The sequence below is a fragment of the Nonomuraea sp. NPDC049400 genome, assembly GCF_044466425.1.
In the GTDB taxonomy this organism is placed as follows: Bacteria; Actinomycetota; Actinomycetes; order Streptosporangiales; family Streptosporangiaceae; genus Nonomuraea.
The window spans coordinates 98,875-112,256 of record NZ_JBITMP010000038.1 but is presented as its reverse complement, the minus strand read 5'-3'; the positions used below and the strand labels follow the sequence as shown (position 1 = coordinate 112,256).

At 67.7% G+C, this 13,382-nt stretch carries 14 protein-coding genes; 9 read left to right on the top strand and 5 right to left on the bottom strand.

The window, feature by feature from the left end; genetic code table 11:
- On the bottom strand, positions 1-624 hold a 624-nt coding region (locus ACIBVN_RS42235), incomplete at its 3' end, for a YncE family protein (protein WP_397145924.1).
- A gap of 255 nt (positions 625-879) precedes the next feature.
- Between ACIBVN_RS42235 and ACIBVN_RS42230 the strand changes: the two genes are divergently transcribed.
- Complete coding sequence (locus ACIBVN_RS42230; RefSeq protein WP_397145923.1) at positions 880-1,047, top strand: hypothetical protein; 168 nt, start codon at positions 880-882, stop codon at positions 1,045-1,047.
- Between the two features lie 479 nt (positions 1,048-1,526).
- Here ACIBVN_RS42230 and ACIBVN_RS42225 read toward each other — a convergent pair whose 3' ends face one another.
- Positions 1,527-1,706: a hypothetical protein gene (locus ACIBVN_RS42225; RefSeq protein ID WP_397145922.1), complete on the bottom strand. Its 180-nt coding sequence runs from the start codon at positions 1,704-1,706 to the stop codon at positions 1,527-1,529.
- Positions 1,707-1,709: 3 nt separating this feature from the next.
- On the opposite strand from ACIBVN_RS42225, the gene ACIBVN_RS42220 reads away from it, so the two are divergent.
- Complete coding sequence (locus tag ACIBVN_RS42220; RefSeq protein WP_397145921.1) at positions 1,710-1,901, top strand: hypothetical protein; 192 nt, start codon at positions 1,710-1,712, stop codon at positions 1,899-1,901.
- A gap of 129 nt (positions 1,902-2,030) precedes the next feature.
- On the opposite strand, the gene ACIBVN_RS42215 is transcribed toward ACIBVN_RS42220, so the two are convergent.
- Together ACIBVN_RS42215 and ACIBVN_RS42210 are read right to left on the bottom strand one after the other, a co-directional pair.
- Positions 2,031-3,302, bottom strand: a complete 1,272-nt coding sequence (locus tag ACIBVN_RS42215) for a sensor histidine kinase (protein ID WP_397145920.1) — start codon at positions 3,300-3,302, stop codon at positions 2,031-2,033.
- A gap of 555 nt (positions 3,303-3,857) precedes the next feature.
- Complete coding sequence (locus tag ACIBVN_RS42210) at positions 3,858-5,006, bottom strand: DUF418 domain-containing protein (protein ID WP_397145919.1); 1,149 nt, start codon at positions 5,004-5,006, stop codon at positions 3,858-3,860.
- Between the two features lie 579 nt (positions 5,007-5,585).
- On the opposite strand from ACIBVN_RS42210, the gene ACIBVN_RS42205 reads away from it, so the two are divergent.
- The gene (locus ACIBVN_RS42205; RefSeq protein WP_397145918.1) at positions 5,586-5,750 is read left to right on the top strand and encodes a hypothetical protein; all 165 of its coding nucleotides are present in this window, start codon (positions 5,586-5,588) and stop codon (positions 5,748-5,750) included.
- Between the two features lie 874 nt (positions 5,751-6,624).
- On the opposite strand, the gene ACIBVN_RS42200 is transcribed toward ACIBVN_RS42205, so the two are convergent.
- A complete protein-coding gene (locus ACIBVN_RS42200; RefSeq protein WP_397145917.1) occupies positions 6,625-8,295 on the bottom strand; it encodes a CocE/NonD family hydrolase in 1,671 nt (556 codons plus the stop codon).
- Between the two features lie 155 nt (positions 8,296-8,450).
- Here ACIBVN_RS42200 and ACIBVN_RS42195 point away from each other — a divergent pair, with 155 nt between their 5' ends.
- From ACIBVN_RS42195 to ACIBVN_RS42170, 6 genes are all read left to right on the top strand, one after another.
- Positions 8,451-8,924, top strand: a complete 474-nt coding sequence (locus ACIBVN_RS42195; protein ID WP_397145916.1) for a GbsR/MarR family transcriptional regulator — start codon at positions 8,451-8,453, stop codon at positions 8,922-8,924.
- Positions 8,925-8,978: 54 nt separating this feature from the next.
- Entirely contained in the window at positions 8,979-9,245 is a 267-nt protein-coding gene (locus tag ACIBVN_RS42190) for a hypothetical protein (RefSeq protein ID WP_397145915.1), read from the top strand.
- 308 nt (positions 9,246-9,553) lie between these two features.
- On the top strand, positions 9,554-10,963 hold the full coding sequence (locus ACIBVN_RS42185; protein WP_397145914.1) for a polysaccharide deacetylase family protein: 1,410 nt from the start codon (positions 9,554-9,556) through the stop codon (positions 10,961-10,963).
- The gene (locus ACIBVN_RS42180; RefSeq protein WP_397145913.1) at positions 10,960-11,487 is read left to right on the top strand and encodes a SigE family RNA polymerase sigma factor; all 528 of its coding nucleotides are present in this window, start codon (positions 10,960-10,962) and stop codon (positions 11,485-11,487) included. Before ACIBVN_RS42185 ends, ACIBVN_RS42180 begins: the two co-directional genes overlap by 4 nt.
- 1 nt (position 11,488) lies before the next feature.
- Complete coding sequence (locus ACIBVN_RS42175) at positions 11,489-12,652, top strand: hypothetical protein (protein ID WP_397145912.1); 1,164 nt, start codon at positions 11,489-11,491, stop codon at positions 12,650-12,652.
- Between the two features lie 260 nt (positions 12,653-12,912).
- A complete protein-coding gene (locus ACIBVN_RS42170; RefSeq protein WP_397145911.1) occupies positions 12,913-13,356 on the top strand; it encodes an Rrf2 family transcriptional regulator in 444 nt (147 codons plus the stop codon).
- Positions 13,357-13,382: the final 26 nt, after the last annotated feature.

Here is a 13,382-nt window from a genome sequence, read left to right as displayed (position 1 = left end):
GTCATACACCCTGATCGAGGCGGGGTCGGCTCCCGGCTCTGTCGCCACCAGAGTGCTCCCGGCGACGGCGACCAGCGGAGGCTGCGTCGTGCCTGGCCCGACCGGGACGAGGGTGGGTGTCGGCCTCCACAGCTCGAGGGCGACGACGCCTCCTTCCCCCGCTTGGCCGCACCCGTATCCGACCCACAGCCGCTCGTACGACTGGGCCAGCGTGGACGGGCACGGGTAGGCGATGAGGTCGATCCGCTTGGTGATGGCGAGTGTTGCGATGTCGATCTCGATCACTTCATGCGAATCGCGCAGCGCCGCGTACACCTTCCTGCCGTTGTCCGCCACGGACAGGGCCACGGCACCGGACAGGCCGCTGATCGTGTCGATGAGCGCGCCGTCGCTTTTGGTGACCACGATCCGATCGTCGGCGGCGACGAAGATTTTGCCGCTGTGCCCCACCACGTCGCCGCCCCTGTCGGCGGCGACGCCGAGGTCGGTGACGGTCGCGGCGGCCGCGGCGGTGGCGGCGGTGGGCGCCTGAGTGACGAGCAGGGCCGCCGTCAGGAGCAGGGTCCCGGCCCAGGCGACTAATCGGCGGGACAGAGGAGCTCGGGCAGAGGTTGATGGGCGCACAGGCACTCCGTTCCGGAGGAGAAGAGGAGAAGCGAGCACTCCGACATGACTACGGGACCCGCCTCCGCTGACGATCTTCATTAATCGAACACATATTCGCATAGTGCGGCATTGCCGTCTAGGGATCTTCGGCGTCGTGATTCGAAGGCGGACCCGCCCCTCGGCCATCGTCCATGTCATGACCCACCCGACGATCGGGCAGCCCGAGCATCTCCGGCGCGGACACGTCAATGCTCCTGATCACCACTCGAGGGTGTGAAGGACTTCATCGACCGGCGCCGCGATGAACTGGCGCATTTGCAGATCTCATGGTTCGACGGTGAGCCGATGCTGGCGCAATCCGTCATTGGGGAGGTGGCCTCCCGCCGCCTTCGCGGCGTTGGCCGAGTGCCGGGACGCGCTGTGGCTGCAGCACGCCTTTGAGGCCAATCAACGTACCTTACAAGATCATATCGCTTTGACCTGCGAGAAGATGTCAAGAACCCCAGATAATCTCCGATAACGGCGCACGCCGCGGCGTAGTCCTTGAGGGGGTCAGCGCGGTCTCGGCATGCGGGAGTAGGCCCGAGGGTGGCCACCATGGGGATAGCCCACCCCCCCGCGTTGGCTATGCCCAGAAGGGGCGAGGCTCATGGAAGTGGAGGCAGGAAGGCAGCACCTTCTTGGAAGACGTACGGACGAAGCCCGTGCCTTTTAAACCACGTGAGGAGAGTCACGTGATGATTGATTGATCGATTTCAACAGGCTGCCTTTACAACGTGGATTTCCTGGGGGACGGAGCGGACGGCTATGCCGTCCGCTCCGCAAAGACCTTTACCAGGCACGGGCTTCGCCTGTACGTCTTATCTCAGCCGAACCTCACCGCCCAACGTCCCACCGACGCGGTTGACACCCAACTGCCGTCACAGTGGGGTGACCGGGCTGGCCTGCGGCACGTACACCAGGGCGTCGTATGCCTTGGTGGGCACCGTCTTCACCGTGTAGGTCCAGCTCAGAGAGCTGTAGATCGACCGGAAACCATCGCCGACGTTGCCCATTCGGACCTCCGAGGTGAGCTGGCGGAACGGCTCAAGGTCGCCCATGAGATGAACGACGTCCTGGCGCGCCCCTGCTGTCCATGCTCGCCCGGCGGCTTGGCATACCGGAAGGACTTCACCGCCGAGGAGATGCGCGAGGCCGCGTTGGCAATCCGGGAGAACGCGCACCAGTCGCTGAACGACCTGCGCACCGTGCTCGGCACGCTCCGGCGCGACGGCGCCGTGGTCATGAGGGCTTGACGAGAGGCTGCTCAGTCAAACGCAATGGCGTTGTCGTCCAGCCACTGGCGAGGGCATCCCTCAGGGAAAGTCCTCTGCGATACCCCATGGGGATCGGCGACTGACCGGGCTACGACGCCGGGAGTAGTTTCAGCCAGGCGCCAGTGGGAGGCTCAGGACGAACTTGGCGCCTTGCGGTGAGTCCTCTATGGTCAGGGTTCCTTGGTGCACTTGGGCGATGGCCTGCGAAATGGCAAGGCCGAGGCCACTTCCTTGCGGATCACGCCGGCGCCCTTCGGCCAAGCGGACGAAGGGCGCAAAGACCTGCTCGCGGTCCGCTGGGGGGATGCCGGCGCCGTCATCAACCACACTGACCATCGCCTGTCCGCCCAGGCGCGCCACACGGACCTCCACGCACGTCCGGGCGTGACGCTGGGCGTTGAGGAGAAGGTTCATCAGCACCTCGGTGAGTTGGACGGGGTTGCCGTACACCTCCACGTCCTCCTCGGCGTGGATTCGGACCGGGACCCTTGTGTCCCGGCGTGCGACTTCCTGCCGTACCAGAGCAGTGAGATCTACCTGTTCGTGCTTGTGCGGGGAGGTGCGCACGCGGGTCAGCGCCAGCATCTCATCGATGATCGACTGGCAGCGCTCCAGTGTGGACAGAGAATCTTCGACCGCGACGCGCGGGTCCACATCGGAATACAGCAACGCCTCTTCCAATTGGGTACGTAGCCCCGTCAGCGGGGTGCGCAGCTCGTGTGACACCATCGAGGCAAAATGGCGCTGATGGTCGACCGCTTCCTGCAACCGCGACAGAGTTTCATTGGCGGTGCGGGCCAGCCGCGCGATCGCGTCCCGCCCGGGCGGTTGCGGGACGCGCAAGCTCAAGTCGGTCACGGTGACCTGCGCGATCCGCCTCCGTATCGCCTCGACCGGGCGCAACGCCTGCCGGACCAGTATCCAGGTCGCCCCAGCAAAAATTAGGCTGCCGATCAGGGCGCCGCCGCCGAGGACGAGCTCCAGGGCGTGCGTGGCCAGGATCGTGGGTTGACGGCGACCGGCGTAGACGATGTGGGACTCGCCGCCCCACAGCAACTGCTCCTCTTGCGGCGAGGGCCTGACGGCGGTGAGCATCACACACTGCGCGGCGGTGCATTCCGTGCGGTGCTCGATGCGATCGTCGGATGGGGGCCAGTACTCGCTCAATCTCGGAAGTCCCGCAGCGGCTCTGTTGGCCGACACGACCTGTCCGGATGAGTTGATGAGCTGGATCAGGCTGACGTCGGAGGTGGTCACGGGGGGTGGCGGCCGGGCCTGGTTCATTGCTCCGATCCAGTCAACGGCCGCGCGCTCGGTGTTTTCGAAGATCCGCTGCTCGACTTCTACGCGGATCATCAGATCCGCGGCGATTCCGATCACGCTGAGAGCTATCAGCGACAACAGTCCCGTTGCCAACGTCAGTATGGCCTGGACAGAAAGGCGGCTGGGAAGCGACACTTTTTACCTTTCTGGTCCTGCTTGCCTCGCAAGAGACGCCAGACACGTTCAGCTCTCGTTGTTGCCGCGCCTTTCTCGCCGCCGGTGTGTGTCCGGCATGTAGGCCTGACGGTCACTGAGAAGCGCCAGTGCTCCGCACCGCCGGAAGTTGTCCTGTCCATGGGCTCTGTGAAAGGTGGTCTTGCCTGCTCACCGCTATCACTTCCCAGGCCGGTCATGGAGGACGACCATGCCTACGGTCAAATTTCTTCGATACTTTGTCCGGCTTCTCGGCGCGTGCTCCAAGCGTCAGTCATGCCGTTGGCTCGCAGTTGCTCACCGACGGTGCAGAGCAATGATCATTCGTGCTCTTCCGTCTGGCCTACCTGACTGTCACGAACGCCTTTGCCGCCCCTGCGGCTGCTGCCGCTGGGAGATCGAGACAAGGATGTCGAGATCCTTGCCCTGCGACATCAGATCACCATTTTGGAACGGCATTTAGGCCCAGTTGGTGACGCGGCGCAGGACGTACTCGACCGGTCCGTAGCGGTGGGTACGCAGCCAGCGCGCGCTCAGCCAGAGCAGGACCGTGTAGATCGCCAGGGCCACGCCCATCACGGCGAGCGGCGACAGTTTGCCCGCCAGCGCCAGTCCGTACCCGGTGAAGACCAGGCAGCACAGCACCGACTGCCCGACGTAGTTGGAGGCCGCCACCCGCCCCGCGGGCGACAGCGCGCGTCCGGCGGCGGGGAAACGCCGGATCACCCGCAGCAGGGTCACCACGTACGCGGCGGCCAGCAGGATCGAGGTCACTGTGCTTACGGCCGCGCCGACCAGCTCCCACATGCCGGACGCGCCGGCCGTCAGCGCGAGCAGGATCCCGCCGGGCAGGCCGAGGCCGAAGCCGATCCACTGGATGCGCGGCGCGAGATGCCACCACCGCTCGGTCTCCTCCAGCAGCCTGGACCTGCCCGCCGCCAGCCCGAACAGGAACATGGCCAGCGCCATCGGCCCCTGGAAGATCCATACCATCGCGACGAGCGGCGGGTACAGCTCCAGTTGCAGGGTCAGCACGTCGAGCGGGCTGCCGGTGGCCAGGGCCAGGGTGCGGGCCGCCGCCGCGGTTTCGGCCGCCGGAGCGTGACCGGCCGTCGGGTCGAGGGTGGACAGCCACGCCAGCCCGGCCCACAGCAGGGTCAGCACGCCGACGATGACCGATCCGGTCACGACGGCGGTCTTCGGCCTGATGTTGCGCAGCGCGAGCAGGAGGAGGCCGAGCGCGGCGTACAGGGTGAGGATGTCGCCGACCCACAGCAGAATCCCGTGTGCCAAGCCGATCAGGAACAGGCCCAGGCATCTGCGCAGCGTCCTGGTCCGCACGCTCGCGCCCGCCCGCTCCGCCGAGCGCATCTGCAGCGTGAACGAGTAGCCGAACAGGAACGAGAAGATGATGTAGAACTTGGTCAGCACGAGGGCGGTGATGACCGTGGCCACGGGCCCGTCGGGGATGGGCATGGTCCCGTCGACCGCGTAGCCGGGGTCGGCGAAGAAGCCGATGTTGGCCACCAGGATGCCCGCGAGCGCGAATCCGCGCACCACGTCGATCTCGTGGACCCGGCTGGCGGGCGGCGTGCGCACTTGTGTCATAAGCCTGAAGTTAGGGACGGTGCGCCTGCCGGGCATCCGACCTTGGTCTGGCTTTGGGCGACTAAAGCAGCACGGGGAAGGGCCCGGCACACCGTCCGCAGGCTCCGCAACCCAGCCCCACCGGCCTGGGCCGCGGGGCGGCCTCGGAGTCAATACTGGTGAGGTCGCGTATTCAACTGTCGCGGGTTCTCGAAGTAGGTGCCGTGTGCTCGCTGGGTGGGGTGGTCGGTGGTCGGGCAGCGAACGCGGAACCGGCGTCGCGCGCGCGGCGCACCGTATCGCCGGTCCGCACCACGTGCAGGGCGTTGTTTCCGCCAGTGAGAGGCTCCTCGGTCACGACAACCATGGTGAGTCATGCCTCCAAGGTTCACGAACGGGGGTGATACTCGCGAGGGAGCCGAGATCCGCCTCGACGTACGGGACCGCGTGCCCACGGCGACCTTGGCCGCGTTCTTCAGGGGGCCGGCGAGAATGCGTCGAGCGAGTCGGCGCGGGACTGGCGGGCGTAACCGGTGAGCTCGACGTGCAGGCCGTCTGCGTTGCCGTTCGGCGCGGCTCACGCGGTGTCGTTGTCGTCCAATGCACCGCACTGAGTTGTTGTTGTCCACGCGCACGTGGGCGGACGTGTTCGGCGAGCTGGTGGCGGACCAGCGGGCGACGTTCTCGGCGGTGGCGGGCTTCTCCGGGGCCTCTATGGAGTGCGTGACGCTCAGCCGGACCAGGCGCAGGCGGCCGTTGTGGTAGTGGCGGGCCTGGATTTTCTGCATCGCTCCCCCGTGAGCGGGTGGGTGGTAGGTCGCCGCGGAGGATTCCGGGTGGAGGCCTAAACGTCGCGCGGCCCGGGTAGAGGCGACGTACGCTCGACACATGGGAGGGCGGGGACAGCGCAGACGCGACGGGACTTCGCGTCGCGGTAATCGTGCGCTTGCCGCCTTAAGCGGGGCATCCATGCTTTTCAGCGTTGCCTCCAACTTCGGCGAGCCACCCGAGTGGCATCAGATGTTGTTCGGTTTGGTAGCCGTGGTGTGCGCAGGAGCAGCAGCGTTGGGCCCCGAGGCCGCCGTTCAAAAAAAATTGCCTACTTTGCTCAACGTGAGACTCGTTGAACGATATCGCTCAGCGAGCGCGACGGCAGTGTAGCCCCCGGATGCTTGCTGGGGCTCGTGGCTTCGACGTGCCGGGCCGCTCGTACGCTCGCGGTAGGGAGGTCCACGGCATGAGCGGGCGCCGCGTCGAGGATGTGGAGCTTCCCGCGTTCGAGTGCGGAGCCGCGTACGCTCAAGCCATGGGAGGACCGTCCTCTGGCAACTCCGGCCGGTGACACCCTCGCGGGCGTTGGCTGCTGGTCGTTTTGTCGGCAGGCGGTCTTATTCGTCCACGTCGAGTGCGTCGTACCAGTCGTCGTTCTCGCGGCGGAACCGGCGCACCTTGTGCGGGTGCCGGCGATCTCCTCGGTGACCTCAATGCGGGCGGTCACCTGGTGGATGCGGGTCTCCTCGAAGCCGAAGCACGACGAAGCCGTGTTTGACAGAACCAGAGCCGGACCGCAGCCCGGCAGTCTGGCAGGTATCGAGGCGGGGCAAAAGTGGCGGGGTTGAAGGCTTTGGCGGAGGTGCCTTCATGCCCCGGGCGATTGGGTGACCGAAAGCACGACCCGCGAGATCGACAGGTCGATCGTCCGGTGTGACGGCAGCATCCTCGTTGAGGTGGCCGGGTCGTCGCCTGTTCCCAGATTCCGCTCCCAGCGCGGATGTGACCCGCCCGCAACGACCAGCCGAATCCGGCTGTTCCGCGCGAACCGGTGCGCTACGGCGTCGAGTTCCATACGAATCAGGCCCTGGGCCGTCGAAGGGTCGAGTCGGACGAACCCGTCGCTGACGTTGCGTGAGCGCCCTTGGGCATCCACTTCCGACACGCGAACGAACAAGTCGGCGAAGGGGTTGTCGGAGCTGTGGCCCAGTTCTACAACCGGGCTGCCGACGACTTCGAGCTCCGTGGTCAACGGGTCTGACGTGAACACCAGCACATCGGAACGCGAGGCGAGCGCGCTGTCGTCCGTGTAGCCCGCGGTCACTCCCGGGGAGACTTGCGTGACGAACGCGCCACCGTACGTGGGGGTCGGCTGGGTTGGGTCGTAGGTGAACTCGCTCACTTCTCCGGCGTCGGCAGGTTGAGCGGCCAGGAGTTCGCCGGAGCGGGGATACAGGATCTGCTCGACCGTCGCCGGTGGCCAGGCTGGAAGGTCGCGCCAGCCCTCGTTCCGACCGCTGACGAACACCTTGACCGGCATGGCGCGGCGCCGGACACCGGATCCGGCCAGATGCTCGTCGAACCAGGCGAGGGCCTCGGGGAGCAGCACGCGGGCGCCCTCGGCGCCCCCCTGAGCATGCGTCCACGGACCCATGGTGAGTCCGACATCGACGCCCCGCTCGGCCAGCCGCGCGTACCCCGCCAGCGTCTGGCGAAGAAAGCCGTCCTGCCAGCCGCCCTGAATCAACACGGGGACGTGCACCCGATCCAGCGCTTCCGTCAGGTCGGCGCGCTTCCACCATGGGTCGCCCAGATCCCGCCGGCTGACCCACTCGCGATACCAGGGCGCCTTCCCGTCCATCAGCTTTTCGGCGGCGCCGGCCAGTGGAAGCGCTGCCAGGGCCTTCTTGATACGGCCCCGGGAAGAGAGAACCGCAAGGATGCGAGGCAGGATCGGCTCCTCCTGCTTGGTCGTGGCGAACGACCATTCGAACACCGTGCTGAGCAAAAACGCTCCGCCGGTGTAGACGAATGCACCGAAGTTGTGCGGCGCGCACGCGATGACCGCGGTGGCCAGCTCTGGAGGCGGATCCCTCAGCAACGCCCACGCGGCGAAGCCGACAGAGGAAAAGCCGTGCGTGGCGAAGCGCCCGTCGAACCACGGCTGCTCGCGCATCCAACCGACGATGTCGGCCGCATCGTCGGCTTCCCGCATGTGCGGTTCGAAGGTTCCCCCCGATCCAAACGTGCCCCGCCACCGGACCAGCACGACCCGATAGCCACGGCAGGCGAACACTCCGCCCGTCATCGCCGCGCCCATCACGTTGTAGCCGTACGGGGAGCTGACGAGAATCGTTCCCGACACCGGTCCCTTCGGCTCCAAGAGATTCGCGAGCAGCTCGACGCCGTCTCTCATCGGGATCCGCACGTTGCGGGTCACGCTGTAGTCGCTCGTCGAAGCGGGCAGCCGAGCGTACTTCGTCCACAGCAGGTCGGCGAGCCGTTGCCCGAGCGTCCGATCCTTGGCTCGTTGGTTCATCTCTCTCCTCTGCACCACAACACGTGCCTGGCCATGCGCGTCTCCCGTCACCCGCCTTGTGCGCCGTCCGGCACACAGTAACACCAGCTTTCAATAATTACTGAAAGTTCGTGCTACTGCGGTACCCTTGCGACGAGATGACTGGAGGGAGCGCTGTGCGCGAAGACGAGATGGACGAGCTCGGCAAATTCGTCGAGCGCTTCGCCTCCACCCTCGCTGATGCCGGCTTCCCACGCCTCGCCGCCCGCGTCTTCGCGACGCTCCTGGCCAGCGAGAGCGGGCGGATGACCGCAGCCGAGCTCGCGGAAGGGCTGCACGCCAGCACCGGCGGGGTCTCGGGTGCCGTCCGCTACCTGACCCAGCTCCGCCTCATCCGTACGGAACGGGACCCGGGAACGCGCCGCCACGCCTACGTCGTGGACGGCTCGTGGTACGAGTCCACGTTCCTCGCGAACCCGTTCCTCGAAAGAGGCGAGGCCGACCTGCGAGAAGGCATCGCCATCCTGGGTGACTCACCGGCGGCCGACCGGCTGAACGAGACGCTCGAGCTCATCCAGTTCCTCAGGGACGAGACCCGCGCGATGATGCGCCGCTGGCATGAGCGCAAGGCGGCACTGCGAACACGGTGAACCGCCGGGACGGGCGTCACCTCGGATGAACGCGATGACCTTGTCGATGTGGCCATGGACGAGGAGGTTGCCGGGTCCGCCGTTGCGGGCGGCGTACTCCTTGGTGCGGTCTTCGCCCATGTAGCGGTCCCCGAGGAGGCATCGCAGCACAGCACGGAGAGCCGACCGGCGCGAGCGGTCGTCGGGGTGTCGTCCGCCCTGCCGAGCCCGGAGGCCCGCATCGAGATCGAGGCCATCGCCGCCATCGGGGCGAGCAGCGGCAACGGGCGCGCGTGCAGACATGAGCTCGCGGGGCACCTCGCTTGCGGGCTCTGCTGCTGATCGGCCGGCCAACCGCACGCCGCCCCCCACGACGCCGCCCGCACGGCGATCTGCGGAACATGAGGACCGCCCGAACGTTGCCTGGACCTCCCACCTTGTCCGGCGGCTCACGCAGTCGAGGCCGATCGGCCGATCGGGGTGATCGTGCGGAAACTTCTGCGCCAGGTCGCATAGATAGCCCCACCCTGGCGCGTCCTTACGGCAACAAATCGCGAGGAACGTGCATCTATCTGATAGCCGACCGAGTGCGTGCTTTGTCATCCTTTGTCAAGAAGAGCGGAGTTCTGGCGGCCGTGAAACCTCCAAATATGATCATCATGCTGCTCATCGTCACCGGGCTGGTAACGATGGGCTGCGCGGCCACCGGTTCGACACCGACGAAGGAGAGCCCGCCTACCTCCGCGGTCCGCGCGGCGTCACACCACGCCGATGAGATCGCGACCGTCTCGCCGACGTGGATCGACGGCCTGCGGGTGGTCCGCCCCAGCGGCAACGACGTGTCCTGCCCCTGGTCGATCACCTATCCGCAGGTGCCGGGCGCCGAAGCGTTCACTGCGGCGCTGCGCCGCATGGTGGAGGCCAGGCGCGCCGATTTCCGCACCCAGGCGTGCCACCAGGCCGCCCCGGAGCTCAACCTGGACTTCGCATTCCTGGTCGCCTCGGGGGACGTCATCGGGGTGCGCTACACCGAGTGGTGGCTCGGCGGCGCCGGCGACGGCCTGTCCACCACCACCCGCTGGTACGACGCCAAGACCGGCACAGTGCTGCCCGCCACCGCGCTCGTGGAGCCGGGCTCGATCGAGAGGCTCACCGCTGAGCTCGGCAAGGCCCTGTCGAGGAAGGAGGGCTTTGACCCACGAGCGTTGCGCGACGTTCTGGCCGACGGCGCCTCCCGGGCCAGCTACCTGGACGATCTGGCGTTCACCACGCGCGGGGACCTGGTGGTGACCTTCGACGAGGGCGTGACGGGGGTGGCGCCCGCCGGGCAATTGCGAGCCGTGCTGCCGGCGGCGACCGTGAGGCCGCTGCTGTCCGGCTTCGGGCGCAGGGTGCAACGACAGGTCGTGGAGCCCGAGCGGCGACTCGACCTGGACGGGCCCGTCGCCCCCACTCCCACCCTTCCGCCGGCGTCGGAGGAATCCACCGACTGCCACCGCGTCAAGTGCGTGGCCCTGACGTTCGACGACGGACCCGGGCCCCACACCCAGACGCTGCTGGCCCACCTGGCCAGGTTCCACGCCCGCGCCACGTTCTACGTCGTCGGGCAGAACGTCGCGATGAGCCCGGACGTGGTGCGCCAGACCGCCGAGGCCGGGCACGAGCTCGGCAACCACAGCTGGTCCCACCGCGACCTGACGAGGCTGACGGCGGCCCAGGTGCGCGATGATCTCCACCGCACCGATCAGGCCATCAGCAGGGCGGCGGGCGTGACGCCGGGCACCGTCCGCCCCCCGTACGGGGCTGTCAACGACGTCGTACGCACGCAGACGCCGCATCCCCTCGTGATGTGGACCGTGGACACCCTGGACTGGAAGTACCGCGACGCCGCCAGGGTGGCCCGTGCGGCCGTGTCGGGGGCCAAGCCTGCCGCGATCATCCTGTTCCACGACATCCACTCCACGACGGTGGCGGCCATCCCGAGGGTGCTGCGCACGCTGTCCACCCGCGGCTACCACTTCGTGACGGTCACCCAGTTGCGTGGTGAGGTCGCCAGGTGATCGGGGATTGCGCGGACCGGCCCGCGTTCGACGAATTCGTGGCGGCGCGCTCGCCCGCGCTCATCCGCCTGGCCTATCTGCTCACGGCCGGCGACCAGCACGCCGCCGAGGACCTGCTGCAGACCAGTCTGGCCAAGACGGCGCTCAGATGGCACAAGATCGACGACCCGGAGGCCTATCTCCGGCAGGTGATGTATCGCCAGCAGATCTCCTGGTGGCGGCGCAGGAGGGAATACGCCGTCGCCGAGCTCCCCGAGCAGGCGGGCGCTGACGCCACGTACGACGTCGAGCTCAAGATCGTGGTCCAGAAAGCGCTCGGCAAGCTCACCGCCAAACAACGCGCCGTACTCGTGCTCCGCTACTTCGAGGACCAGTCGGAGTCCACCGTGGCCGCGACCCTCGGCTGCAGCATCGGCACGGTACGCAGCACCGCCCACCGGGCCCTGGCCCGGCTCCTGCAGCTGTGCCCCGAGCTCCACGACCTGTACACCGATTCCGCGTTCACCTCCCGGAAGGACCGTTGAGATGAGCACCGACGAGCTGGTGAAAGACGTCCTCGCCGCGGTGGCCGACGATGCCAGGCTGCCGGCCGGCGTGGCGCAGGCCGCGTGGCGGCAGCGCACGCGCATGCGGATCAGGCGGGTGACCGCCACCGCGGCCGCGCTGGCCGCCGCCGTCACCGTCGGCGTGATCACGGTGCCCTCCCTCGTCCCTCGCGACGACCCCCAGGTCGCCACCGGCCAGATCGAAGGCGACATCGCGGCCGATCCCGGCCGCTCCACGCCGGTGGAACGAGTCGCCGCCGGGCGCGTCACGCTCACCGCGTACGCCGTTTGCGAGCCGAGTTGCTCCTGGTATCTCCTCACCCACGCGGGCACGGGCGGCTACACGGGGGCGCGCTGGGGATGGGTCGACGTGGCGCCCTCGGGCCGGACGGCCGCGGTGCTGGAAGAGACGCTGCCCGCCCGCCGGATCGGCCTGGTGGACACCTCCGCCGCCAGCTTGCGGCGCTGGATCGACCTCGGCCGTGCGGTGGCGGGGAGCGTCGCCTGGTCGCCGGACGGGAAGCAACTCCTCGTCACCACGTACGACCACGTCCCCGGCCTGCTCGCCGATCCCGCCGGAGAACCGGACGCACGACAGGTCAGGACCGGCTTCGCCATCGTGGACGTGGAGAGCGGCAAGGCCACCTTCCACGACCTGCCCGGCGACCCGGGCTCCACCGGCCTGCGCGATGATCTCTCCTGGAGCCGCGACGGCTCGCTGATCTGGGAGGACACCGGCGCCCGGCAGAAACCCCGCGAGTACTACGACCTCACCGGACGCCCTCGCCCCGGCCCCGCCCAGGAGTCCGAGAGCGACCAGCCCGCAGGGCTGTCCCCCGACGGCCGCCGCCTGGCCATGGGCGGAAGGAGCGGCTCGGCCCCCTTCGTCGTGGACGTCGGTTCCGGCGACACCACCCTGCTGAAGCCACCGGGTGATCATGTCATCCTGCGGTCGCTGGCCTGGGCCGACGACACGCATCTGATCGCCTGGGCCCAGGACCGCGCGACCGCGGACAGCAACAAGTCCCGCTACCGCCTGGTGCTGGTCGACGTTGCGGGCAAGCAGGAGGTCACCCCGCTCACCGGCTGGACCGGCGCCCGCAGCCGTCCCAACTGGATGCCAGTCCTCACCACCACACCGTGATCCGCGGCGGGCGCCGGGCCAGCCCCTTCTGGGGTGCCGGCTGAGCGCGAGGCCCAGGGAGGTCGCATCCGGCGGGTTCGGACAGCCGGGAGTCAAGGGGAAGCGCGCTCTGGGCGCTGTCAAACTCGCCCACATGCTGCGTCAGTCGTCGTCGGCCAAGCCAGCGGGATGTTCTCCTTCTTACGACCTGAGATTGACGGATAGCGAGACTGTAACTACGTTGGTTGCAGATGGCGGAGGTTGACCGAAGGGTGAGAGCAGTGAGCCTCAGCAGCAGGAGTGCGGTCGCGATTCATGCGCTCACGATGTTGGGCCGCTGGGATCACTCCCTGACCTCGACCGAGATCGCCGAGAGTCTGGCGAGCAATCCAGTGCTCGTGCGACGCATCCTCGGCAGCCTGCGGGACGCGGGTCTGGTGTGGTCGACGGAAGGTCGCGGGGGCGGATGGTCGCTCGCTCGTCCCGCTCGCGAGATCACGCTCTACGACGCGTATGTCGCCGTAGAGGCAGGGCCGATCCTGTCGCGGCACGCCCATCCACCCAGCGACGCGTGCGAGGTCGGTCGCCACATGCAGGCCCTCCTTGAGGCGGAGTTCCGGGACGCCGAACAGGCCATGCAGGAGCGACTGGGCCGGACGACCATCGCCCACCTGGTCCATCAGGTGCTGACCAAAGAGCGCGAACCGGCGACACGGCACCGCTAGCCGGATAACGGCGGAGACGACGTCTC